22 protein-coding genes are annotated in these 23,260 nt (G+C 68.4%); 16 read left to right on the forward strand and 6 right to left on the reverse strand.

The window, feature by feature from the left end; translation table 11 throughout:
* Positions 1-130 precede the first annotated feature (130 nt).
* Complete coding sequence (locus MLP_RS22415; RefSeq protein ID WP_013865483.1) at positions 131-1,042, reverse strand: universal stress protein; 912 nt, start codon at positions 1,040-1,042, stop codon at positions 131-133.
* Between the two features lie 419 nt (positions 1,043-1,461).
* On the opposite strand from MLP_RS22415, the gene MLP_RS22420 reads away from it, so the two are divergent.
* The 10 genes from MLP_RS22420 (at position 1,462) to MLP_RS22475 (ending at position 12,988) form a co-directional block, all read left to right on the forward strand.
* Positions 1,462-3,123, forward strand: a complete 1,662-nt coding sequence (locus tag MLP_RS22420) for a CocE/NonD family hydrolase (protein ID WP_013865484.1) — start codon at positions 1,462-1,464, stop codon at positions 3,121-3,123.
* A gap of 103 nt (positions 3,124-3,226) precedes the next feature.
* Complete coding sequence (locus MLP_RS22425; RefSeq protein ID WP_156821261.1) at positions 3,227-3,718, forward strand: biotin/lipoyl-containing protein; 492 nt, start codon at positions 3,227-3,229, stop codon at positions 3,716-3,718.
* Between the two features lie 27 nt (positions 3,719-3,745).
* Complete coding sequence (locus MLP_RS22430) at positions 3,746-4,600, forward strand: efflux RND transporter periplasmic adaptor subunit (protein WP_156821262.1); 855 nt, start codon at positions 3,746-3,748, stop codon at positions 4,598-4,600.
* A complete protein-coding gene (locus MLP_RS28390) occupies positions 4,597-5,304 on the forward strand; it encodes an ABC transporter ATP-binding protein (protein ID WP_013865487.1) in 708 nt (235 codons plus the stop codon). Before MLP_RS22430 ends, MLP_RS28390 begins: the two co-directional genes overlap by 4 nt.
* Positions 5,301-6,527 (forward strand): ABC transporter permease, encoded by a 1,227-nt coding sequence (locus tag MLP_RS22440; RefSeq protein ID WP_013865488.1) that lies wholly within the window; start codon positions 5,301-5,303, stop codon positions 6,525-6,527. The genes MLP_RS28390 and MLP_RS22440 overlap by 4 nt, the downstream gene beginning before the upstream one ends.
* A gap of 53 nt (positions 6,528-6,580) precedes the next feature.
* The gene (locus MLP_RS22445; RefSeq protein ID WP_013865489.1) at positions 6,581-7,474 is read left to right on the forward strand and encodes a hypothetical protein; all 894 of its coding nucleotides are present in this window, start codon (positions 6,581-6,583) and stop codon (positions 7,472-7,474) included.
* A gap of 56 nt (positions 7,475-7,530) precedes the next feature.
* Complete coding sequence (locus tag MLP_RS27640) at positions 7,531-9,642, forward strand: HlyD family efflux transporter periplasmic adaptor subunit (RefSeq protein ID WP_231851375.1); 2,112 nt, start codon at positions 7,531-7,533, stop codon at positions 9,640-9,642.
* Positions 9,643-9,747: 105 nt separating this feature from the next.
* Complete coding sequence (locus MLP_RS22465) at positions 9,748-10,362, forward strand: DUF4956 domain-containing protein (protein ID WP_013865491.1); 615 nt, start codon at positions 9,748-9,750, stop codon at positions 10,360-10,362.
* Positions 10,359-11,120, forward strand: coding sequence for a polyphosphate polymerase domain-containing protein (locus MLP_RS22470; RefSeq protein ID WP_013865492.1), 762 nt, complete (start codon positions 10,359-10,361; stop codon positions 11,118-11,120). Before MLP_RS22465 ends, MLP_RS22470 begins: the two co-directional genes overlap by 4 nt.
* Positions 11,117-12,988, forward strand: a complete 1,872-nt coding sequence (locus MLP_RS22475; RefSeq protein ID WP_013865493.1) for a carbohydrate-binding domain-containing protein — start codon at positions 11,117-11,119, stop codon at positions 12,986-12,988. The genes MLP_RS22470 and MLP_RS22475 overlap by 4 nt, the downstream gene beginning before the upstream one ends.
* A 490-nt stretch (positions 12,989-13,478) precedes the next feature.
* Here MLP_RS22475 and MLP_RS22480 read toward each other — a convergent pair whose 3' ends face one another.
* Both MLP_RS22480 and MLP_RS22485 read right to left on the reverse strand, forming a co-directional pair.
* Positions 13,479-14,033, reverse strand: a complete 555-nt coding sequence (locus MLP_RS22480; RefSeq protein WP_231851376.1) for an NUDIX hydrolase — start codon at positions 14,031-14,033, stop codon at positions 13,479-13,481.
* A 26-nt stretch (positions 14,034-14,059) separates the two neighbouring features.
* Entirely contained in the window at positions 14,060-14,698 is a 639-nt protein-coding gene (locus MLP_RS22485) for a TetR/AcrR family transcriptional regulator (protein WP_156821263.1), read from the reverse strand.
* Between the two features lie 66 nt (positions 14,699-14,764).
* Here MLP_RS22485 and MLP_RS22490 point away from each other — a divergent pair, with 66 nt between their 5' ends.
* Both MLP_RS22490 and MLP_RS22495 read left to right on the forward strand, forming a co-directional pair.
* Entirely contained in the window at positions 14,765-14,983 is a 219-nt protein-coding gene (locus tag MLP_RS22490; RefSeq protein WP_013865496.1) for a hypothetical protein, read from the forward strand.
* A 125-nt stretch (positions 14,984-15,108) separates the two neighbouring features.
* Positions 15,109-17,190 (forward strand): HelD family protein, encoded by a 2,082-nt coding sequence (locus tag MLP_RS22495; RefSeq protein ID WP_013865497.1) that lies wholly within the window; start codon positions 15,109-15,111, stop codon positions 17,188-17,190.
* A gap of 137 nt (positions 17,191-17,327) precedes the next feature.
* On the opposite strand, the gene MLP_RS22500 is transcribed toward MLP_RS22495, so the two are convergent.
* Together MLP_RS22500 and MLP_RS22505 are read right to left on the reverse strand one after the other, a co-directional pair.
* The gene (locus tag MLP_RS22500) at positions 17,328-18,530 is read right to left on the reverse strand and encodes a DUF4031 domain-containing protein (RefSeq protein WP_049804641.1); all 1,203 of its coding nucleotides are present in this window, start codon (positions 18,528-18,530) and stop codon (positions 17,328-17,330) included.
* Positions 18,527-19,237 carry a copper homeostasis protein CutC gene (locus MLP_RS22505; protein ID WP_013865499.1) on the reverse strand — a complete coding sequence of 237 codons (711 nt, stop codon included), beginning with the start codon at positions 19,235-19,237 and terminating at the stop codon, positions 18,527-18,529. The genes MLP_RS22500 and MLP_RS22505 overlap by 4 nt, the downstream gene beginning before the upstream one ends.
* Before the next feature lie 115 nt (positions 19,238-19,352).
* On the opposite strand from MLP_RS22505, the gene MLP_RS22510 reads away from it, so the two are divergent.
* Positions 19,353-19,922, forward strand: coding sequence for an RNA polymerase sigma factor (locus tag MLP_RS22510; RefSeq protein WP_013865500.1), 570 nt, complete (start codon positions 19,353-19,355; stop codon positions 19,920-19,922).
* On the forward strand, positions 19,909-20,697 hold the full coding sequence (locus tag MLP_RS22515; protein WP_013865501.1) for a hypothetical protein: 789 nt from the start codon (positions 19,909-19,911) through the stop codon (positions 20,695-20,697). Before MLP_RS22510 ends, MLP_RS22515 begins: the two co-directional genes overlap by 14 nt.
* 27 nt (positions 20,698-20,724) lie before the next feature.
* Here MLP_RS22515 and MLP_RS22520 read toward each other — a convergent pair whose 3' ends face one another.
* Entirely contained in the window at positions 20,725-21,240 is a 516-nt protein-coding gene (locus MLP_RS22520; protein WP_013865502.1) for a hypothetical protein, read from the reverse strand.
* A gap of 442 nt (positions 21,241-21,682) precedes the next feature.
* Here MLP_RS22520 and MLP_RS22525 point away from each other — a divergent pair, with 442 nt between their 5' ends.
* Together MLP_RS22525 and MLP_RS26785 are read left to right on the forward strand one after the other, a co-directional pair.
* Positions 21,683-22,531, forward strand: a complete 849-nt coding sequence (locus tag MLP_RS22525) for an NHL repeat-containing protein (protein ID WP_049804642.1) — start codon at positions 21,683-21,685, stop codon at positions 22,529-22,531.
* 68 nt (positions 22,532-22,599) lie between these two features.
* Entirely contained in the window at positions 22,600-23,247 is a 648-nt protein-coding gene (locus tag MLP_RS26785; protein ID WP_013865504.1) for a hypothetical protein, read from the forward strand.
* Positions 23,248-23,260 lie beyond the last annotated feature (13 nt).

Here is a 23,260-nt window from a genome sequence, read left to right on the forward strand (position 1 = left end):
TGGTGCCCCCATCACGAGGACGGCGCATCTGGCGCCGCGGGGCCAAACACGACCGCTGATCCTGCGGAGAGCACGTACCTCTGGCGCCGCCGGGCCACAAGCGACCGTGGACGCCCGCGACTGCAGGCCGTCACTCGCTGCTGGCGGCGTGCTTCCTCGAGGGCTTGTGCACTACGGCGACCGGGCGCGGCGAGTCCTGCATCAGGGTGCGGCTGACCGAACCGAGGATCGCCCGACTGAACGAGCGGTGGCCACGCGAGCCGACGACGGTCAACTCGGCAGATCTGCTGGCCTCCACCAGCGCTTCGGCCGGTGTCCCGCGCACCGTCACCTGCTCGATCTCCACATCGGAATAGCTGTGACCCTTCACCCGGTCGAGCGATTCGCTGATGGTCTTCTCCGCCAACCAGCGCTCCGACTCCTCGAACTCGGCGATGACCTCCGGCTCGATCGGTCGAGCCAGCCACGGCACGTGGTAGGCGCACAGCACCGTCAGACCCAACTGGCGCCGCCGGGCCTCCTCCAGCGCCATGTGCAGCGCCGCGTCGGAGTGCTCAGATCCGTCCACACCGACCAGCACCCGTCCGTCGGGCGCGGGGTGCTCCCGCCATTCCGGCGGCACGATGTAGACCGGGCAGACAGACTTGCCGGCCAGCCGCACGCTCACCGAGCCGAGCAGCTTGCCGCTGATCGCACCCAGACCTCGGGTGCCGACCACCAGCGCGTCCGCATGCTTGGACGCCTCGATCAGCACCGCAGCCGGCGGGCCACTGGCCAACCGTGCGGTCACCGAGACCCCCTCCGGCGCGGCCGCGCGCGCCGCCGCAAGTGCGGCGTCCAGCAGCCCCTGTGAATAGAGGGTCAGCTCGTCGATATCGGGACGCGTCATCACCATCCCGTAGGCATCGGAGACCACGGGCACTGCCAGCGCATAGATCAACTCGACTTCGGCACCTCGGCGAGCGGCCTCCTCCAGGCCCCAATGCATGGCGGCCTCGCTCTCCGGCGAGCCGTCGATGCCGATGATCAAGTGCTTGGACATCTCTCCCCCTCCATCGGTGGTATCACCTCCTATCTTGCCTGCCACCGTTACCGACCAGTAGGGCCGGTGGTTCGCCACCCCGGGCCCAAGGTCCCGGCGCACCCCAAGCAAGACCAAGTCCCGTTGTCAGCATCGCCGTCGAGCGTGGCCGCGTACGTCTTGCACCCGCGGGCCACGAACGATCGTCGACCGGGCGCGCGCGGCGTACGTCTTGCGCCCGCGGGCCACGAACGATCACCGACCGGGCGTCGCCGACATACGTCCTGCACCCCCGGGCGACGAACGATCGCAGACCCCGGAAGATCCGTACGCGATACCTCGATCGGGAACCGGGCCGGTCCTGAGCTGGTCAGTCGGGCCCGCGCTCGGCCAGAATGGACATCGGCGGCCTCCGCCCGAGACGAGGACGGCATCGAGCGATGAACACGCAATCGCGCCCATCGGCACGGCCACGGACTCGACGCCGCCGGGTTCTCGATGGCGCGACCGATCGGATCTTCAAACTGCCGCCCGGTGAGCGGGAGTACACCGTGACCGACGGAGTGCCCGTTCCGATGCGGGACGGCGTGCAACTCCTCACCGACATCTACACGCCGGTCGGCCCGCCATCCGGCACTCTGCTCATTCGCACCCCGTACGGCCGCTCGAGTCTGATCTCCTCACTGACCGCCCGCAGCTACGCAGCCCACGGCTACCGGGTGGTGAACCAGAGCTGCCGCGGCACCTTCGGCTCAGGTGGCGACTTCGAGCCGTTCCGGCACGAGATCGACGACGGCGCGGACACCGTCGCGTGGCTGCGTACCCAACCATGGTTCGACGGCCGATTTGCGTTGTGCGGAGCTTCCTATCTCGGCTACACGGCGTGGGCGATCATGGTCGACCCTCCGCCGGAGCTGGCCTGTGCGGTGATAGCGGTCACCGCACACGACAACCATTGGGTGGCACACGGCGGCGGGGCCTTCTCACTCGAACAGCTCCTGAGCCTGTTCGACGGCTTCGGACACATCGAGGGCGGCATGGTCGGCGGATTGCTGCGCGGCGTCACCGCCCGGCGGCGGCTCAGACCCGGATTCGAGGAGCTGCCCCTCGTCGACGCCGAAGAGACCGTCCTCGCCGGCAGCACGATGCCTTACCGCGCGTGGCTCACCGCCGCCGATCCCGAGGATCCGGTGTGGCAACCGATGCGGCTCACCCAAGCCCTGGAGCGGGTCTCCGTCCCCGTCTTACTGCAGGAAGGCTGGCAGGACCGCTTCGTCGCCCAGATGATCGAGCAGTACGCGTGTCTGCGCCGACGTGGCGTCGAGGTCGGCCTGACCATCGGCCCGTGGACTCACGTCGAAGTGGCGACGAAGGGTCTGGGCGTCGTCACCCAGGACGCTCTCGACTGGCTGGCCGAGCACCTCGCCCGAACCGAAAGCGGCCGGCGTTCCAGCCCGGTACGCCTCTACGTCACCGGCGCCGAGGAATGGCGCGAGCTGCCCGATTGGCCGCCGCCTGCCACCGAGCGGGTGCTCTACTTACAGGCCCACGGTGAGCTCGGCGAGAATCCGCCTGACTCGGCGGTAGGTCCATCGATGTTCACCTACGACCCGACCAACCCCACTCCGGCGGTCGGCGGCCAGGTGATCAACCCAGCGATCGGTGGCCGCCGGGACAACCGAAAGCTGGACCAGCGCGTCGACGTCTTGACCTTCACCGGTCCGCCGCTGTCCGAGCCACTGGAGGTGATCGGCACCCCGTACGTCGAGTTGGTGCACCACAGCACCAACCCGTACGCCGACCTCTTCGTCCGGCTGTGCGAGGTCCAACCGAGCGGACGGTCGATCAACCTCAGCGACGGGTTCCGCCGACTGACCCCGGGGAACGCCGACGGGCTTGTCCGGATCGAGCTCGACGCGTTGGCGCACCGCTTCGTCCCCGGAACCCGCATCCGCCTCCAGATCTCCGGCGGGGCCCACCCCCGCTACGCCCGGAACCTCGGCACAGATGAGGATCCGGCAACCGGAACCCGGCTCGTGCCTTCGCACCGGACGATCTCCCACGGGGACGGCGGCTGCTCCCGGGTCATCCTTCCTTCCTGACAGCTCATCCACAGCTTCACGCCAGTCCTGACACAACCGCGCTGGGCAGTCTGCGATCCGCAGAGCTGTTCGTCGGGGAACTTCCCCGTGCGTGAAGGGACTCGTGTCAGTGACCCAGCTGGATGCCCCAGAGGCGGCTGTCAGCGCGCCCCCGACGCGCTCGCGAAAGCATCGGTTGGGTCGCAGGCTGGGCCGCCGCGGCACGATCGTGCTGATCCTGGCCCTCGTCCTGCTGCTCGGCGGCGCCGGCTATGGCGTGTGGGCGCTGTTCTTGTCCGACCAGGGCTCGGCCGCGACCCAGTACCGCACGATGACAGTCAGCACCGGCACCCTCAAGTCCACTGTCAGCGCCTCCGGGACTCTCAATCCGGCCAAGCAGACCGAACTGTCGTTCGGCTCGTCCGGTGTGGTGACCAAGGTGTCGGCGAAGGTCGGCGACAAGGTCAGCAAGGGCGACGTCCTCGCCAAGATCAACGAGGACGAGCTCCAGATCGACCTCGATGCCGCAGAAGCCGAGCTGACCGAGGCGGAGGACTCCCTCAGCGACCTGCAGGACGACTCCGATGCGACCGACACTGCCCTCGCCTCGGCCTAGGCCGCCGTACGGGTGAAGCAGAACGCCGTGAAGCAAGCCACGGCGGCCCTCGATGACGCCGAACTGGTGGCGCCCTTCGCCGGCACGATCGCGGCCGTCGGGATCGAGAAGGGCGACACCGTCGGATCCTCCTCTGGCTCGAGCTCTGGCTCGTCCGGCGGCAGCGGCTCTGGCTCGTCCGAGGGCAGCGGATCCGGCAACTCCAACGACTCGGAGTCGATCACGCTGATCAGCACCGGCACATTCGTGGTCGACACCTCGGTCTCCAACGTGGATCTGCCCTCGATCAAGAAGGGTCTGCAGGCGACCATCACTCCCACTGGCAGCGAGCAGCCGGTCTTCGGCACCGTCAGCACCGTCGGGGTGATGGCCAGCAGCTCACAGAACAGCTCCTCGAACAGTGGCTCGGGATCCAACAGCGGCTCGGGGACCTTCCCGGTGACGATCGCCGTGACCGGCAAACACACCGACCTGCTGCCCGGGTCCAGCGCCACCGTCGACATCACCGTCAAACAACTCGCCGACGTGATCAGCGTGCCGACCCAGGCGATCAGCACCGTCGACGGCAAGACCGTGGTGCAGAAGCTGGTCAACGGCCAGCAGGTCCAGACCGAGGTGAGCATCGGGCAGGTGATCGGCACCTCCACCGTGATCACCAAGGGTCTCAGCGACGGAGACGAGGTCGTGGTCTTCTCCTTCACCGCTGCGACCAGCTCGCGTAGTGGCGGCAGCAACCAGAACCAAGGCTTCCCCGGAGGTGGTGGCCTCAATGGTGGTGGCTTCGGCGGCGGTCAGGGCGGGCCGCCCCAGTTCAGCGGTCAGGGCGGCCAGGGTGGTCAGGCTGGCCAAGGTAGCGGTCAAGGCAGTCGAGGCAATCGATGAGTGAGCTGGTCGTCGACCTGTCCGAGGTCTGCAAGACCTATCGCAACGGCACCCTCGAGGTCTCGGCGCTGCGCGGTGTCACGCTCGGCGTACGGCGTGGCGAGTACGTCGCGATCATGGGCCCGTCCGGCTCCGGCAAGTCCACGCTGATGAACATCCTCGGCTGCCTGGACACCATCACCAGCGGCCGCTATCTGCTCGACGGGGAGGATGTCGCCGAACTCGATGAGGAGGAGCTGAGCGTCATCCGCAATCAGCGGATCGGCTTCATCTTCCAACAGTTCAACCTGCTGCCGGCCCTCTCCGCATGGCGCAATGTCGAGCTCCCGCTCTGCTATGCGGGCGTGTCCCGGGCCGAACGCAAGCAACGAGCCATCCAGTCCCTGGAGCGGGTCGGACTCGGCTCCCGGATCGGTCACCGGCCGGGCGAGCTGTCCGGCGGTCAGCAGCAGCGCGTCGCCGTCGCGCGCGCCCTGGTCGGCGATCCGGCACTCATCCTGGCCGACGAACCGACCGGCAACCTGGACTCGGTCTCCACCGCCGACGTACTCACCTTGATCGACGAGCTGCACGCGGCCGGCCGGACGATCATCGTGATCACTCACGAGGCCGAGGTCGCCGACCGTGCCGAGCGGATCGTGCACGTCCGCGATGGGCTGGTCTACGACGATGCAGGCGTACTCGCATCCGGGGCACTCGCGTGAAGGTCTGGGAGACCCTCACGGTCGCGGCCGAGGCGGTGCGGCTCAACCGGGTCCGCTCGCTGCTCACCGTGCTCGGCATCATGATCGGCATCGCCTCGGTCAGCCTCACCGTCGGGTTGGGCCAAGGCGCCCAGAACCAGGTACGCGAGCAGATCAACGCCCTGGGCAGCAATCTGCTGATCGTCTCGCCGGGGTCGTCGACCAGTGGCGGCGTGCGCGGTGGCTTCGGCTCCGCCACCACCCTCACCAGGGCCGATGCCGAAGCTCTGGCCGATCCAAGCGTGGCGCCCAGCATCGGCGCGGTCGCGCCGGTGGCGACCACCCAGCAGGTGGTCACGTACGGCGAGCAGACCTGGACCTCCAGCGTGGTCGCAGCCACCCCTGACTGGCAGACCGTACGCTCGCGCACCCTGGCCAGCGGACGCTTCCTCACTGATGCGGACCTCGCCGACCTCGGCAAGGTCGTGGTGCTGGGGTCGAGCACAGCGGAGGAACTGCTCGGTGGACGCAACCCGGTAGGCGCCGAGGTGCAGATCAACGCCACCACCTTCACGGTGATCGGTGTGCTCGGCGCGAGCGGATCGTCGTCGAGTGCCACCAGCGACGACGACGTGGTGATCATGCCGTGGACCACCGCCAGCACCACGGTCGGCACCTCCGCGACCACCCTGTCCTCGATCTATCTGCAGGCCACGGACTCCGGCGCCTTGTCGGCGGCGTACCAGCAGGCCAACAGCGCCCTGCTCACGCTGCACGGCATCAGCTCCAGCGACGACGCGGACTTCACGATCACGAGCCAGGAGTCGATCGTGGAGGCTGCCACGGCTACCGATCGCACCCTCACCGTGCTGCTCGGCGGGATCGCCGGTATCTCGCTGCTGGTCGGCGGCATCGGCGTCATGAACATCATGCTGGTCTCGGTTTCGGAACGGATCCGCGAGATCGGACTCCGCAAGGCGCTGGGTGCGGCACCTCGGCTGATCAGACGCCAGTTCCTGATGGAGGCCGGCATCCTCGGGTTGGCCGGCGGGATCCTCGGCCTCGGTATCGCGGCGCTGGGCGCCTGGCTGCTGCCGAAGCTGATCAGTCAGCCGGTCACCATGTCGCTCTGGGCCAGTGCCGGGGCGCTCGTCGTCGCCGTCGGCATCGGTCTGATCGCCGGCGTCTATCCCGCGACCCGGGCCGCCCGACTCGCCCCCATTGACGCCCTGCGGCGCGAATGACCTCGCCGTATCCCTCAGTCACCCCGAATGTGCTTGTTCACAAGGAGAAATCGATGATCACCACGAAGCACTCTGCTCGCACTCGACCGCTGTTGTCGGCCCCACTCGTCGCGGCAGGATGCGGGCTGCTGCTGCTCACCGGCTGCAGCTCCGGCACCTCGAACGCCAGCCCTGGTGACCAGCCGAGCGCGGCCCAGAGCGGCCAGAACGGTCAAAGCGGTCAAGGCGGTCAAGGCGGGCGGGGTAACCGGGGCGGCGGTTTCGGCGCCAACGATCCCGGTCGAGTGACCGGCGAGATCGCGGCCATCGACGGCAAGACGCTGCAGATCCAGGACGGCGAGAGCCAGACTGCGGTCACCTATTCGAGCGGAACGACGTTCCTCACCCGGGTCACCGGGAAGGTGTCCGACATCAGCGCCGGCGACTGCGTGACGGTGTTCAGCTCGTCGACGGATGAGAAGGCGACCTCCGTGACGGCGACATCGGTGACCGCGAGCCCGGCGGCCGACGGCGAATGCGAGCTCGGCTTCGGCGGCGGTGGCCGCGGGGCGAGGCCGTCGGGCGCACCGTCTGGCATGCCCTCGGCAGGCGGCCAGCCATCGGCAGGTGGTCAGCCGCCGAGCGGTGCGGCACCCAGTGGAGCGCCATCGGGGATGCCCAACAACGGTGCCCGGCCGCGTGCCGGGAAGGTCACCGCGATCAAGGGCGGCACCTTGACCCTCGCCGCGACCCAGCTGGGCTCCGACGACACGACCACATTGACGGTCAAGACCACATCCGAGACGACAGTGACCGTCACCAAGAGCGCCAAGGCCTCGGCAGCCAAGGTCGGCATGTGCGCCAACGCCAACGGCAAGGCCGACGACACCGGCGCCGTCGCGGCGAAGTCGATCACGGTCTACAAGTCGGGCGACCAGGGCTGTGGCTTCCGTCGAGCAAACCGCTAGGAACCTTCTCCTGATGAGGCCAGTCTCCCGATGAGCTCGGAGTCTTGATGAACCCTGTGTCCAAACCCCCTCAGCGGACCTCGGCGACAGCACGTCGACGACGGCGTCGCCGTCGTCGGATGATCATCATCGGCGTACCGGTAGCGGTTGCTCTCACGGCCGCAACCGCCTTCGGCGCCCAGGCGCTGCAGTCGAGTTCGGCCGCCGACCGCTATGTGACGACCACTGCCACGACGGGATCGATCAGCCAGACGCTGTCCGGCACCGGGACCCTGGCCCGGGTGAAGAACGCTGACGTGTCGTTTCCCGCCGCGGGCACCGTCACCTCGGTCAAGGTGCAGGTGGGCGACACCGTCAAGGCCGGCGATGTCTTGGCCACCATGGACACCGGCGATCTGAAGGACGCCATCACCGAGGCCGAGGCAAATCTGGCTGCCGCCAAGCTGACCTTGGAGCAAGCCGAACAAGCCGCTGAGGACGAAACCTCCGCCAGCGCCTCCACTTCAGCCAGCACGTCTGCTGGCGCCTCCGCGAAGGCGTCCGCCAGCGCACCCTCGGCGAACCGGTCGTCCGATCGATCGTCCAGCAAGACCCCGAGCCGATCGAGTTCGAGTTCGTCGCCGGCGAGGTCGACCACGCCCACGCCGTCCGCATCACCGACCCCTTCGGCCTCCCCGACCACCTCCCCCAGTGCACCTCCGAGCTTGCCGAGCACGGCAGACATCGCAGCCAAACAACAGGCCGTCAAGGACGCCCAGCAGTCGCTGACCGACGCCCTGTCCACAGCGACCGGCGCGGTCGCCGACGCCGGCGAGATCTGCCGCGCTGCTTTGTCTGCTGAGCCTTCGGAGTCACCGAGTCCAAGTGACTCGCCCAGCTCGAGCGATGCCCCGAGCCCCAGCGACACCCCGTCTCCGTCCGATACCCCGAGTCCGAGCGACACCCCGTCTCCGTCCGACACCCCGTCCAGCACGCCATCGGCGTCAGCGGCCGACAGCGCCGCGGGCGGTCAGGCCGTCGTGCTGGACGCCGGCTATGACCGCGATGCCTGTACGGCGGCGCTGGACAAGGCGCAACAAGCCCAGCACGGTGTCGTCGACGAGCAGGAGTCGCTGGCCAACGCCGTCCAAGCGCTCACCACGGCAGCCAGTGAACTCGCCTCGACACCACCCACGACCAATCCGTCACCGAGGCCGAGCAGCACCTCGACCGCCGAGCCACCATCCCCTCGGCCCACGACGTCTCCGTCGAATTCCTCCGCGCCGCCCTCGTCCAAGTCGACGACGTCCAAGTCGACGACGTCCAGCAACCAGGCGACGAACTCCTCGAACTCACGCTCGACCGGCTCCTCATCCGCCGGGTCTTCATCGGGAGCTTCCTCCGCGACCAACTCAGCACGCAACAGCCAGGGCGGCCAGACCACCAGCGTCGCGGCGGCGACGGCAAGTGTGAAGAAGGCGAAGCTGGCGCTGACCCAGGCTGAACTCGATCTCGACCACGCGACCCTATTGGCACCCATCGACGGCACAGTCGCGACTCAGCCGTTCACCAAAGGTGAGTCGACGGCCACCTCCGATGCGATCGAGATCGTCGGCACCGGGGCGGTGCAGTTGACCATCGACGTATCCGAGGACGCCATCCGCTCGGTGAAAGTCGGGCAGCAGGCGTCCGTCTCTCCCTCCCCCGGCACGACGTTCCCGGCCAAGGTCACCGCGATCAGCCTGCTGCCCAGTGACTCGTCCGACTCATCCGCGACCTATCCGGTCACGCTCACGATCGACGCGACCACGGCCAAGAAGCACCGTACGGCGTTGGCCTCCGGCGTCTCCGCCACGGCGACGATCACCGTGGCTTCGGCCAAGGACGCGGTGCTGGTCCCGGTCTCCGCCGTCCGGCCCACCGGTGACGGCTCAGGCACGGTCACCGTGGTGTCCGGCTCCAGCACCACCACCCAGCGGGTCCAGCTCGGGGTGATGGACGGGACTCGTGTCCAGCTCGCCGACGGTGTGACAGCCGGTACGACCGTGTCGCTCGCTGACACCACCGAGGCGCTGCCGACCACCGGCACCACGACGAACCGTCGGCGTACCGGTAGCAGCCTGACCGGCGGCGGTGGCGGCTTCAGTGGCGGTGGCGGCGGGATCACCGTCCGTCGGGGCGGCGGCTGACCCCCCGGGTCGGACCTCATCGGTCAGGCACCGTTTCTTCACAGAAACCTCAAAGGTCGGTTCACCAGGATGAATGCATCGTGAACCACTGATGAAGGAACTCCCATGACCTCCCTGATCATGATCGGCATCGACCTGATCGCCATCGCCGTCTTGACCTTTGCCGTCTACTTTCCTCGGCACCACCGCAAGGACCTCGTCGCCGCCTTCCTGGGCGTCAACGTGGGCGTCCTCGCGGTGGCCATGGTGCTCGGGTCCAGCACGGTGAGTGCCGGGCTCGGCCTCGGTCTGTTCGGGGTCTTGTCGATCATCCGGCTGCGATCCAGCGAGATCGCCCAGCACGAGGTGGCCTACTACTTCGCCTCGCTGGCGCTGGGTCTGTTGGCCGGGCTGACCAGCACGCCGAGCCTGCTGGTAGGCGGCCTGATGGTGCTGATCATCGCCGTACTCGCTATCGCCGACCACCCTCGGCTGCTGGGCGGCTATCGGCAACAGACGATCGTGGTCGATGTCGCGCACCGCGACGAGGAGGTGCTGCGCTCGCATCTGGAGATGCTGCTCGGCGCCAAGCTGGTCAATCTCTCGGTGATCAGGCTGGACCTGGTCAACGACACCACCATGGTCGATGTCCGCTATCGGGTCCCGCGCCATCCGGTGCCGCACGAGTCGGCGCTGACCGCCCGTATCCACAACACTCGCACTCACGAGGTCGTCCGATGATCGCCACCATGGCCCCGATCGGGCTGACCGAGCTCAGCGAGCAGGCCGGTCTGCTGACCCGAATCGACCGCAAATACCTGGTCGAGGTCGATCGGCTGGACGACGTCTTGGCGACACTGCCCAGCACGACTCGCGTACTGCAGATCGAGGCTCGCCGGCAGTTCTGCTATCGCTCGGTGTACTTCGACACGGCCGACCTGCTCGCGTACCGGCTGACCGCGCTGCGTCGCCGGCGACGGTTCAAGATCAGGACGCGTAGCTATCTCGACGGCGGCCAACACCTGCTCGAGGTCAAGACCCGAGGGCCGCGTGGCGCCACGGTCAAGCAACAGCTGCCGTACGCGGGCGACGGCGAGCACCTGCTCAGCCAGGACCGTACCGAAGCGTGCCACGCCGTCGCGCAGACCGGTGCCAGGCCACCTGACTCGACCGAACTGCGACCGGTCCTGATCACCACCTATCACCGAGTGACGCTCTTCCTGCCGGCCAGCCGCAGTCGGGTGACGATCGATACCGACCTGTGCTGGATGCTGCCCGACGGCAGCCGGCGGCGGCGAGTCGACAGCCACGCGATCGTCGAGACCAAATGCGCCGGCAGCGCTGCGGAGATGGACCGCGCGCTGTGGGCACTCCAACACCGCCCCTGCTCCATCTCCAAGTTCGGCACCGGTCTTGCGGCCCTACATCCCGAACTGCCGGCCCATCGCTGGCGTCCCGTCCTGCATCGACAGCTGAGAGCCGAGGAGCTCACCTCATGAACGCCCTGAAAAGAACCACGACCGTACGCCGCCGACTCGCAGGTCTGGCAGCACTCTCCGTCTTCAGCGTCGGGGCATTGGCCGGCTGCGGAGTCGGCGCCTCCGGCAACTCCGCCACCGATTCGACGACCTCCGCAGGTTCGACCGTGTCCGTCTCCGCAGCGCAGACCGCTGCGGAGGTGCTCGCCGCCAACAAGGAAGCGCATTCCGCCGACGCCACCAGCTACGACGCCTCGACCGCCACCACCATCACCTTGACCGGCAGCTCTGCCACCGCTTCCGGTGACGGCAGCGAGAACGTCACCATCGACGGCTCCTCGGTGACGATCACGGCAGCGGGCACGTACGTCTTGTCCGGTTCACTGACCGACGGCCAGGTGACCATCGATGCCGCCGACGCACATGTCGTCCTCGTCCTGAACGGGGTCGACATCGCCAGCAGCAGCGGCGCGGCGATCGCCGCCACCGACGCCGACGAGGTGACCGTCATCACCGCTGACGGCAGTGAGAACACGCTCAGCGACACCGACAGCTATGCCACCGACGCCGAGGTCAACGCTGCTCTCTACAGCACCGCCGATCTGACCCTGGCCGGGACCGGGAAGCTGACGGTCAAGGGCAACGGCAACGACGGTATCGCCACCACCGACGGGCTGCTGATCACCTCGGGCACGATCACCGTGCAGGCGAAGGACGACGGCATCCGAGGCAAGGACTACGTCGTGGTCGCCGACGGCACCATCACGATCACCTCCGGCGGAGACGGCATCAAGTCCGATAACGACGAGGACGAGACAGCCGGGTACGTCGACATCCAGGGCGGCAAAGTCACTGTGACGACGACCGCCGGCGATGGCGTCGATGCGGCCACCGACCTGGTGGTCACCGGTGGCGCGGTCAGCGCCACGACCGGCGGTGGCCATGAGTCCCAGGCCGGCGACGACGACTCGACCAAGGGCTTGAAATCCGGCGTGCTCAGTGTCTATGAGGGCGGCACGATCACCGTCGACGCCAGTGATGATGCGCTGCACAGCGACGGGTCCGCAGCCTTGAGCGGCGCCACCGTGACTCTGGCCAGCGGTGATGACGCGGTGCATGCCGAGGACGAGCTGCTGATCAGCAAGGGCACCGTCGAAGTGTCGACCTCGAACGAGGGGTTGGAGGCAGCGCACATCACCGTCAGCGGCGGGGACACCACGGTGACCTCGAGCGATGACGGCGTGAACGCCGCCGGCGGCAGCAGCGGGACCGAGGACTCAGCCGCAGGTGACCAGCAAGGCGCTGGTCCCGGCGGCGGGGGTGGCGCTGGCGGGGGTGGCGAGGAGGTCGGCGACTACTCGGTGACCATCACCGCCGGAACTCTGGTCATCAACGCCGAGGGCGACGGACTGGATTCCAACGGCTCTGCCTCGATCGCGGGCGGCACCGTGGTCGTCAACGGGCCCGCGGGCAACGGGAACGGAGCGCTCGACGTCAACGGGGAATTCACTGTCGACGGCGGCACTCTGGTCGCCGCCGGCAGCGCCGGCATGGTCGTCTCGCCTGGCACGGGTTCCAAGCAGGGCTGGGTCTCGGCGACGTTGGACCGCGCCGTCGAGGCGGGCACGGTGATCCAGATCGTGGATGCCGACAAGAAGGTGATCGCCACCTACACCGCGGGGAAGTCGGTGCAGAACGTGGTGGTCTCCACCGCTGACATCACCGACGGTGACGAATACTCCGTCTACCTCGGCGGCACGGCGAGCGGCGACTCGGTCGGCGGACTGTCTACTGCCGGCGAGTTGGGGTCGGCAACCTCGTCCGCGACCGTCACCGCCGGCGAGGCCGCGGCCGGTGGGATGGGCGGCGGAGGTGGCGGTCGACGCTGAATCCGGGTGCCGGTGGACTCATTCTGCGGGTCCGCCGGCACCTTTCGCACTCGGGGGCCGGTTCATGACCGCTGGGTGCGCGGATGGCCGGTACGTCTCGCGCCCCCGGGCCACACACGCCCGGGAGGCAGACGGGATGCGGGAACGTCTCGCGCCCCGGGGCCACAAACGACCGCGAGCAGACGGACGCGGGAACGTTTCGCGCCGGCGGGCCACACACGACCACGAATCAGGCGAAGTGCCGGTACATCTTGCGCCCCGGGGCCACACATGACCGCGAGCCAGACGAGCCGCAGCAACGTTTCGCGCCGCCGGGCCACACACGACCACGAGCCAGACGCAGTGCCGGGACATCTTGCGCCCCAGGGCCACACACGACCGCCAGCCACGCGAACCACGGGAACGTCTCGCGCCCCCGGGCCACACCACCTGGGCCACCCGGCTCTGGGAAACCGCCGACTAACCGCACCTCACCCTGCTCGAGCCGCGGTCACACCGGGATCGTGGACTCCTCCTGCCGACCCAGTTCCAGCACCGGCAGCGAAAGATCGGCGGCCCGGTCCCAGATCCCGAGGAGTTCTGCGGGCCAGATCCAGGCCGTCTTGCTCGCGAGCTCCTCAGGGCTCCACCAGCGATGACCCTGCAGAGTGACCTGCTCGTCCACGGTGTGCCCGGCGACGTCCACCTCGAACGCCTGCACCCTCACGAGATAGAAGGACTCGTGCTGCTCGAGCACTTGATCGGTGTAGCCGTGCACCACATACCGCGTTGCCAGTGGACCGATCAGCGCGTCCTCGGCCAAGACATAGCCGGTCTCCTCGGCCATCTCCCGTACGGCAGCCTGTCGCTCGGTCTCGCCAGGATCTATGCCGCCCCCAGGGGTGACCCACCAGGTGAGTCCCGGAATGCCTGGGTCGCTGTCCTCGAACAGGAGCACTCGGTCATCCGGCCCGACCGCGATCACCCGCACCGCCCGTCGGCGGCGGACCGGCCGATCTGCCGGGTCCTGGGGAATCGCGAAGGTGCGGCCGGTCTCGGTGCTCACAACGGTCAGCGTACGGACCGGGACCATCAGAGGCGACCTGAGGCCGCCTGCCCGAGTCGGCGCGCCGCCCGCGGGGCCGATGCAAGGACGTCCTCCGCCCGGAACAGCCCGGTCAGACAGAGCGCCGCATAGCCGTGCGCACTGGTCCAGATCTCCTCGTTGAGCTCGAGGGCTCGCAGCATGTCCGGGCTGACCTCGATCGTCGGCGCCAGCATCAGGTCGATCACCCGTCGTCCGGCGTCCCGCAGAGCCTGATCCTCGGACTCCTGGAGTTCCCGGACGAAGACGAGATCGAAGCCGGCTCGATGCGTGATCATGAACCGCACGTACGTCTCGGCGATGGCCTCGAGCTGATCGAGCGGGTCGGCTGATCGTTCTCGTACGGCCTCCAATGCAGCCTCCAGCTGATCGCCCATGATCCGCCCGGCCTCGGTCGCCACGGCCAGCAGGAACGCGTTGCGATTGGCGAAATGCCGGTACGGCGCCGCCGTGCTCACCCCGGTTCGCCGGGCAGCCTCCGCCACCGAGAGACCGGCAATGCCCTTCTCAGCGATCAGCTCGATGCCCGCCAGAATCAGCGCCGCCCGCAGATCACCGTGGTGATAGCCCACTTCGCCCTCCCTCACCAACCACCGGCGTACCGGCTCCATCGGATCGTCCGGCAAACCCTCTTGATTCTATGTTACAGCCCTCTTACTATGTGATAGGTCACTAACATTAAGGAGGAGACGATGAAGACCACACTGTGGGCCACCATCAGCGCGTGGCTGCGATTCCAGGCCGAGGAGCGGGTCCGGCACTACGGTCTCGTCGCCCGGAATTCGGAGCGGGACCTGTACCCACCGGTCACCGTTCCCGAATCTGAGAGCGGACCGATCCAGGTGCCCACCTGCGCCGAGACACAGAGTCAGGGCACGCTCACCCAGGAGGATGTGACGCTCCGCGCCTGAGTCCGGGCCGGCGGGTGGAGGAAAATCGGATGACTACCGCCTACGCGGCTGGTAGAGTCGCCCGGCTCCTCCACCCGCGCGCTTGATTCCCCGCCGGCCCACCCCTGGCGATCGGAGGCTTTGCCATGCCTGCATCCGAACCGGCCCTCTCGACCAACCCTCGCGAGACTGAGACGACCCTGGACCACGAGCGACAACATCTCGCCGACTCCCGCGCCGCCCTGCAGCGGATGCGCGAGCACACGGCCGGACTGACCGCAGTCGGCAGCGGCGCCAACCATGTGTCCACCGAGCATCTCAAGCAGGTGCTCTATCGACGGATGAAGGCGCTGGAAGACGATCCGACGGTGCCGCTGTTCTTCGGCCGGCTGGACTACGACACGACTCTGGGCGGCGAGCTCGACGAGACGCTCTACATCGGCCGTCGGCACGTCACGGGTGAGATCGGCGGCGAGCCGATGGTGATCGACTGGCGTGCCCAGATGTCGCTGCCCTTCTATCAGGCCCGCCCTGGCGAGCCGATGGGGGTACGGATGCGTCGTCGGTTCGGGTTCTCTCACGGGCAGCTGACCGCATACGAGGACGAGGACCTGACCTCCGTCGGCGGAGTCTCCGGGTTGGAATCGGAGATCCTCGAGTCCGAGATCGAGCGTCCGCGGACCGGGCCGATGCGCGACATCGTGGCCACCATCCAACCCGAGCAGGACCGGATCGTCCGCGCCGAACTCGCCGACTCGCTCTGCATCCAAGGAGCCCCCGGCACCGGTAAGACAGCCGTCGGGCTGCACCGAGCGGCGTACCTGCTCTATGCCTACCGGGACCAGCTCGCTCGGTCCGGCGTGCTGGTGGTCGGCCCCAACGACAGCTTCCTGTCCTACATCGGCGACGTGCTGCCGGCCCTCGGCGAGATCGACGCGAAGCAAGCGACCGTCTCCTCGCTGGTGACCGATGCCACCAGAGCAGCAATCCGCGGACTTGATCCGGTGCCGGCGGCCCTGATCAAGGGTGACGCCCGGATGGCCGAGGTGCTGCGCCGTGCAGTCTGGGGCGGCGTCAGCCGACCGAGCGAGACGCTGGTGGTGCCGCGTGGCGCCTATCAGTGGCGAGTAGCCACCTATCTCGTCGAGGAGATCCTCGACGAGCTGAGGACGCGTGGCGTGCGCTACGAAGCCGGCCGGACGATGCTGCCGCAACGGCTCGCACACCAGGTGCTGCTGCGGATGGAGGCCTCCGGCGACTCACCCGACGATCGCGTACAGAACGCCGTCGCCCGGTCCCGGCCGGTGAAGACGTACGCCGATGCGCTGTGGCCCAAGGTCGATCCCGTCAAACTCGTGCTGCGGCTGCTCACCGATGCCGAGTTCCTGGCCGCCTCCGCCGAGGGAATCCTGTCTCCCGAAGAGCAGCAGTTGATCATGATGCGGAAGCCGGCCCGCAGCGTCGGCTCCGCCCGCTGGTCGCTGGCCGACGTGGTCTTGATCGACGAGGCGGCGGACCTGATCAATCGGACGCCGAGCCTGGGCCACGTGATCGTGGACGAGGCACAGGACCTCTCCCCCATGCAGTTGCGGGCCGTCGGCCGCCGTGCATCCACCGGCTCGGTGACCGTGCTCGGCGATCTCGCGCAGGCGACCACCCCGTGGGCCACCTCGTCGTGGACGGAGTCGATGACCCACCTCGGGCATCCCGGCGCAGCGGTCGAAGAACTGGTCGCCGGCTTCCGAGTGCCTGGCGCGGTGATCGATTTCGCCGCCCGACTGCTGCCACGCATTGCGCCCCAGCTCACTCCGCCACACTCGGTCCGGCGCAATCGCGGTGCCCTGGACCTGCGTGGTGGCACCACAGCAGACCTGATCACCGCCACCACCGAGGCGCTGGGGCGAGAAGGCACTGTCGGTGTGATCGTGCCCGACGCTGCCGTGGCGACTGTTCGGAAGGCCCTCGAGAAGGCCGGCATCCGCTACGACCTGCTCGGCGAGGACGCCCAGATCTTCGACGCCCGCGTCGACCTCGTCCCGGCCTCCTTGGCCAAAGGTCTCGAGTTCGACCACGTCGTGCTCAGCGAGCCGGCCGACCTCGTGGCGGGCGAGCCTGACGAGATCACGGGCCTACGCCGCCTCTACGTCTGCTTGACCCGTGCCGTGACCAGCTTGGTTGTCGTGCACTCCGCCCCCTTGCCCGCCGCGCTCCACGATGCCGCCGCCTGACTCCCTGCGATTTCCGGTTACCTGTCCACGCCACAGGTGGACCAACAACCGAAAGTTCGGTGCCCCCGGCAGTCCCCGGCGATTTCCGGTTACCTGTCCACGCCACAGGTGGACCAATAACCGGAAGTTCGGTGAGATCAGGCGAGGGCGAGCGTGGCCGGAGAGCCGGCCGGGGCCGGGGCGGACAGGGTGACGGCGGCGCCCAGCGGCAACGCCAGGTTGCGAGGCCCATGACCGACCGGTACGTCGGCGATGATCGGGATCCGCAGTCGCTCGAGTCGGTCGGCGATCACGGCCACGATCAGGTCAGCTGCCTCTGGGCCAGCGTTCCGTCCCGGACTGAACTCCCCGACCGCCACTCCCCTGATCTGTTCGAACCAGCGCGATCGGAGCAGCTGGGTGAGCATCCGGTCGACCCGGTACGCATCCTCGCCGACGTCCTCGAAGACCGCGATCGCGGAGGTCTCCGGCGCCGGTTCCACCCCGATATCGGCGGCGATCAGGGAGAGGTTCCCACCCACCAGCCGCCCATGGGCCACACCCGGGACGAGGCTGCGGCCCTCGACCAGCGTCGCCCCTGCGATTGGTTGCGGTCCCATCAGCAACGAGCGCAGGGCAGCCACGGATAACTCGTCGTCCAGCTGACCGGCCGACGCCAAGGACGGTCCGTGCACGGTCACCAGGTCCAGTTCGCGACTCAGTCGCGTGTGCAGCGCGGTGATATCGCTGAATCCGACCAACCACTTCGGCTCCGCGGCCCGAACCGTCGGCCAATCCAGCAGATCGATCATCCGCTGCGCGCCATAGCCACCCCGGGCGGCCCACACCGCGGCCACCTCGGGGTCGGCCCAGGCATTGCTCAGATCGGCGGCCCGCTGACGATCGCCCGCCGCCAGATAGGGCAACGCCGAGTCCCTGCCCAGCAGGTGTGGCTGAATCCGTACCCGCAGGCCCCACGAATCCAGCAGCGCCACCCCATGCGCGAGCCGATCCGACGACACCGGGCCCGACGGCGCCACCACCGCTACCAGATCTCCCGGCCGCAACGGCTGCGGCCAGCGCCGCCCTATGGCGGGCGCCAGCGCCGACCGATGCCGACGTCGCAGACCGGCCGCCTGCAACATGGCCACCAGCTCTCGGGAACGGGCCGGGCGCGCGCCGGCGGCCACCACCGACTCGTACCGCTCCGCGATCACGTCATAGTGATCCCGCTCGAACGCCCGCCGCGGAATCCCCACCGAGGCGGCGAAGTCGTGCAACTCCTCATAGGACGTGGAGCTGATCAGATGCGACCAGAGTCGACCGTGACCCGGCCAGGTCGGCGGGTCGATGAAGATCACGCGGGCTCGCTCCGGTGCACGGCGTCATCGACCAGCCGACGCCAGGTGCCGACCAGGTCGGGATCCACGTACGCCTTCCATGATCCCAGCGGGCGCGCCGACGAGCCGATGTGGAAGGAGCGCACCCCCGACCGGGCCAGCCACGGCACATGCTCGGGCAGCAGCCCGCCGCCGGCCATGATCGCCGATCGCGCGAACTCGTCCGCCTGCGCCCGAGCGACCAGGTCGTCAAGACCTTCCGACACCCCACGCGCCGAGCCCGCCGTCAGCACCTGGTCCAGCCCTGGGAGCTGGCGCAGCACCCACCAGGCCGTGTCGGTGTCGAAGCAGGAATCCACCGCACGATGGAAGGTCCAGCCGAAGTCCGGTGACTCCCCGATGATCTCCAGCACCACGCCGACGTCGATCTCGGTGTGGGCATTGAGGAAGCCGAGCACCACCCCGTCGGCGCCGACCGACCGATAGCTCGACAGCAGCCCCTGCAGCCGCGTCACCTCACCGCCGTCGGTGCCGAAGCCCTCCCGCAGCCGCAGCATCACTCGGATCGGCAGGCTCGTGGCCCGCCGCACCTGGCCGACCAGGGCCGGCTCGGGGGACAGCCCATCGCCAGCCATCGTGCCGACCAGTTCGATCCGGTCCGCACCGCCGGCCTCGGCCCGTTCCGCGTCCGCCGCGTGCAGGGCGATCACCTCGAGCAGCCCGGTCATAGCCAGAGTCTCCTTTCGCACCGTGGACCCATCTTGGCAGCCCCGATACCTCCGGACTGGGATGCCGCGCGAACCTCCCGGGCCCCGACGGTGTAGGACGGGTGAGCGATCCGATATGAGGGACCCCGACATCGGCGAGACCGCAGACACGACCCTGGTGGCGGCGGCGCTGGGTGGCGACCCGGCGGCGTACGGCCACCTGGTACGTCGGCATGCCCCGATGGCGAAGCGGATGGCCGTGCTGTGGGGAGCCGGAACGGATGCCGACGACGTCGTCCAGGAAGCGTTCGTCCGCGCTCATGCCGCGCTGTCCCGGTTCCGAGAGGGGGAGGAGTTTCGGCCGTGGCTGCTGACCATCGTTCGCAACGTGACCCGCAACAGCCTCCGAGCGCGGGGACGCCGGGCGGCACGCGAGGCGTACGCGGCAGCAACCTGGCCGGTCACAGACCTGAGCACGGCAGACCCGGCAGACAGTGCGATCGAGGAGGTCCGCCGCGACCAACTGCTGGCGCGGGTCCGGCGATTGCCGGAAGGGCTGCGCGAGGTGGTCACCTGCCGCTATCTGCTGGAGCTGACCGAGGCGGAGACGGCTGCCACACTCGGCCTGCGACCGGGCACGGTGAAATCCCGGCTGCATCGCGCACTCCACCGGCTACGGACGGAGGTGGCCGATGACCGACCGTGAGTCGATCGAACCCACCGACGAGACGCTGGCGGCCGAGCTCGTCCGTGCCGGGCATTCGATCACGATCGACCCGGTGCCCGACGAACTGGTCGGCAACGTCTTGACGGCCATTCGCTCGGCGCCGAGCAAGAATCGGCGCCGTTGGCTCGGCTGGTGGCGCTGGCTGCGGAACCGACGGCGACGGCTGATCGCGGTGGTGATCGCGATCGTGCTGCTGGTGGGCGCCCTCAGCCCGCCGGTCCGGGCTGCCGTCGGCGAATGGCTGCGGATCGGCGGCGTACTGATCCGGACCGGTCCGCCACCGACATCTGCGCCACCATCGACCCCAACGCCACTGGTCGAGGGTCGCACGGTGATGAGCCTGGAGCAGGCGCGGGCCGCGGTGGACTTCCCGATCGGACTGCCGAGCGCGCTGGGCAAACCGGATCAGGTCACCGTGACCAGCGACCGACGAGTGGTGGGGATGGACTGGAGCATCGACGGGCAGCCGGTGCACCTCGATCAGTTCGACGGCACGATCTCCTGGGTCTTCCTCAAACAGAACTGGTCGACCGTGACCCCGACCGATGTCGCCGGTGCCGACGCCGCCTGGCTGGCCGACCCGCACGAGATCGTCTACGTCGACCGCGAGGGCATCGAGCACCGCGAGACGGCGCGCGTCTCCGGTCCCAGCCTGATTTGGCAGCCGACGCTCGACGGCCGCGAGCTCACCGTCCGGCTGGAGGGCATCAGCCGGCTGGAGCAGGCTCGAACGATCGCCGAGTCGCTGCGCTAGTTGATCTGAGCGTGTTCAGCAACACACCTAGTCAGCCGTGAGGCTGCTCGGGACCTCGCCTCGATAGGGGATCCAGCAATACCCCGGCTGAAACGGGACGTAGTTGTCGCTGAGCTCAAGCTCGCCGCGAAGGCTGTCGGAGATCACGAGCCCGTCGAGGCTGCCGTCGGCCAACTCCTGCGACCATTCGGCTTTGAGCTCCGCGGGGTCTAGCAGGGCTTCCACATCCCACCCGACCTTGGCAGTGACATACCCGTCGAGCTGCGCAAGCAGATCGTAGAGGTGATGACCCAACTCGGTGAACTCGGCTGCGGTGAGAGGGAACCTGGGCAGACTGCCGTCGAGGCCAACACCCCAGCCGACGGCCACGGGCAGAATCGTGAGCTCGATGTTCGAGCCCAGGGTTGACAGCAGCGGCCGGTGAAGAGGAATGCGATGACCTCCTGCATTGAGCACCCATGGCTTCGTGTCGGTCCGGGCGGCGGCCTGCGCCGCCTCAACGTTGTCGCCGAAGTTCAGCACGAGTTCGAAGCAGATCGCCATGTCTCACCAGCCCGAGCGTGATGTGTTCGTGAACCATCCGGCCCACCGTGTCCCGGGACTACAACACGCGACACGGTCACCAAACTAGCAGCCCAGGAATCGTCCGTTCCTTCCTTGTCATCGCACTTCTCGCAGGGCTGACCAGTGAGGTCTTGCCCTCGCTGGCCGGTAGACGCGAGCCGCCGCCATCTCCGTCGCTCAACAACCGAGGCTGGCGACTCTCCGGCCAACTCAAACCAATTGATTCGCCCCCTGGCCAGGAACTTCGTTCTAGGATCGGCTCATCGGTGCCCGTGGGAGAGTTCGCCCAGTAGTGCCCCGGATAGCGGGGTGCTTGCTTCTGGTCGCCCTGGCTGCCTGCGGTGGCACCGACGGAGTTGGACCGTCTCCGACCTCCGCGACCCCACCGACCTCCGCGGCCCCTGAGCCATCAGCGGTGTCCATGGCCGAGCGCCAGCGGGCCGAGATCGCGATCACCGGCAACCCGGATTGGCTCGCGTCCGACGACACCTCGCTGTATGTGAAGACCGACAGCGGCTCAGTGGTGGTCGTCGACCCGGCCAGCAACCGGGTGGTTCGCACTCTTCCCACCGGCGCGTCTGGCCTGTGCCAAGGCCTGGGCGTCGCGTTCGGCTCGGTGTGGACCTGCAGTCCGGACGCGAGCGGAGCAAGCGATGAGGTCGTACGACTGAATCCGCGTTCCGGCAAGGTTCTCGCCCGCCTGTCCGTGGCCAAGAGACCGGACCAAGGCCACCTCGAGGCGGCGGCCGGCCGGCTCTGGGTCATCACCGACGCGGGGCTCGTCGGGATCGACCCGGCCACGAACAAGTCCGACCCGCCGCTCGAGCTGGGCGTTTCCGGGACCGCACTCGTCGCCGAGGACGACACGGTCTGGGTCTCCAGCCTCGCCGACGGCACCGTGGTCCAGGTCGATGTGACAGCACGTTCGGTCGTCGCCCGCGCCACCGGCCTGGACGGGCCTCGGGAGTTGGCGATCGGCGACCAGATCTGGGTCCTCACCCGGGCCGGTCTGGTCGCCTTGGACCGCGATGGCCTGCGCCAGACCGGGGTGGTTCCCACCGGTGCGACGACCTGCGGCGTGGCGGCCACACCCGATGCGGTGTGGGTCAGCGACACCGTTCCATTCCTGCGCCAGATCGATCCCGCGTCCAGGACGGTCTCAGAGGCAGTCACCACTGACACCAGCAGTTGCGGCGACGTACGCGCTGCCCACGGCTCGATCTGGGCGACCGCCTCCAACGACGACGTGCTCTATCGGTTGGACCCCTGACCACCAGCCCGACCCGGACCTGCGTCGAACCGTTCCTGCATCGGCGGTGTAGACCCAGTATGAGAATCGTGCTGAAGCGCAGTGCGGCCGTGCTCGCCGGATTGCTGTTGATCGTGACCGGGAGCTGGTACGCGGCCGGCCAGGCGTGGGCAGGCGGACCGACCAGCGTGCTCATCGTGAGCCCGGGCACGGGCGAGGCAACGGGGCTGCACACCAACGGGGCGCGCTACCAGCGTCTGGTCGATGCCGTCGGGGCCTATCAGGCACCCGCCGGCCCGACTGACAGCCCGGCCAGTGTGATGCAGGACTGCAGCGACTGCCAGATCCGTCTCACTTGGATGATCCACGACATGACCGTCTGGCGGATCGACCGCGTCTACCTGACTGCCGACGACGGCCTCTGGCTGCAGTCGGTGTCCACCGAGGCCGGCGGCGGCAACCTCCTGGATCGGCCGGCCCACTGGCAGCGACCGAGTGACCCGGAGGCTCTACTCGCCCTGCTGCGCGAGAGCGGCGTCTTGTCGCAGCCTGCCGAAGCCGGCAACGGATCGGTCGCGACCGATCAGGCGGCCGCACCGATCGCCGGCACGCCGGCCGCGCCCCTCGGACTGACCGCGCTCGGCTCCGGCATCCTCGGCGTCGCCATCGGGCTGACCGGTGGCCGATTGGTCCGTCGCCGTCACTCCGCTGCTGACCGCGTGGTCCTGTCCGGCTGACCATAGGCGGCCG

The organism is Microlunatus phosphovorus NM-1 (assembly GCF_000270245.1).
GTDB classification, from domain to species: Bacteria; Actinomycetota; Actinomycetes; order Propionibacteriales; family Propionibacteriaceae; genus Microlunatus; species Microlunatus phosphovorus.

What these genes read in the sequence shown, in the direction of transcription:
- MLP_RS22415 (WP_013865483.1), bottom strand. Translation starts at nt 1,042, where the DNA reads ATGTCCAAGCACTTGATCATCGGCATCGACGGCTCGCCGGAGAGCGAG.
- MLP_RS22420 (WP_013865484.1), top strand. Translation starts at nt 1,462, where the DNA reads ATGAACACGCAATCGCGCCCATCGGCACGGCCACGGACTCGACGCCGC.
- MLP_RS28390 (WP_013865487.1), top strand. Translation starts at nt 4,597, where the DNA reads ATGAGTGAGCTGGTCGTCGACCTGTCCGAGGTCTGCAAGACCTATCGC.
- MLP_RS22445 (WP_013865489.1), top strand. Translation starts at nt 6,581, where the DNA reads ATGATCACCACGAAGCACTCTGCTCGCACTCGACCGCTGTTGTCGGCC.
- MLP_RS22465 (WP_013865491.1), top strand. Translation starts at nt 9,748, where the DNA reads ATGACCTCCCTGATCATGATCGGCATCGACCTGATCGCCATCGCCGTC.
- MLP_RS22470 (WP_013865492.1), top strand. Translation starts at nt 10,359, where the DNA reads ATGATCGCCACCATGGCCCCGATCGGGCTGACCGAGCTCAGCGAGCAG.
- MLP_RS22475 (WP_013865493.1), top strand. Translation starts at nt 11,117, where the DNA reads ATGAACGCCCTGAAAAGAACCACGACCGTACGCCGCCGACTCGCAGGT.
- MLP_RS22490 (WP_013865496.1), top strand. Translation starts at nt 14,765, where the DNA reads ATGAAGACCACACTGTGGGCCACCATCAGCGCGTGGCTGCGATTCCAG.
- MLP_RS22495 (WP_013865497.1), top strand. Translation starts at nt 15,109, where the DNA reads ATGCCTGCATCCGAACCGGCCCTCTCGACCAACCCTCGCGAGACTGAG.
- MLP_RS22505 (WP_013865499.1), bottom strand. Translation starts at nt 19,237, where the DNA reads ATGACCGGGCTGCTCGAGGTGATCGCCCTGCACGCGGCGGACGCGGAA.
- MLP_RS22510 (WP_013865500.1), top strand. Translation starts at nt 19,353, where the DNA reads ATGAGGGACCCCGACATCGGCGAGACCGCAGACACGACCCTGGTGGCG.
- MLP_RS22515 (WP_013865501.1), top strand. Translation starts at nt 19,909, where the DNA reads ATGACCGACCGTGAGTCGATCGAACCCACCGACGAGACGCTGGCGGCC.
- MLP_RS22520 (WP_013865502.1), bottom strand. Translation starts at nt 21,240, where the DNA reads ATGGCGATCTGCTTCGAACTCGTGCTGAACTTCGGCGACAACGTTGAG.
- MLP_RS22525 (WP_049804642.1), top strand. Translation starts at nt 21,683, where the DNA reads ATGGCCGAGCGCCAGCGGGCCGAGATCGCGATCACCGGCAACCCGGAT.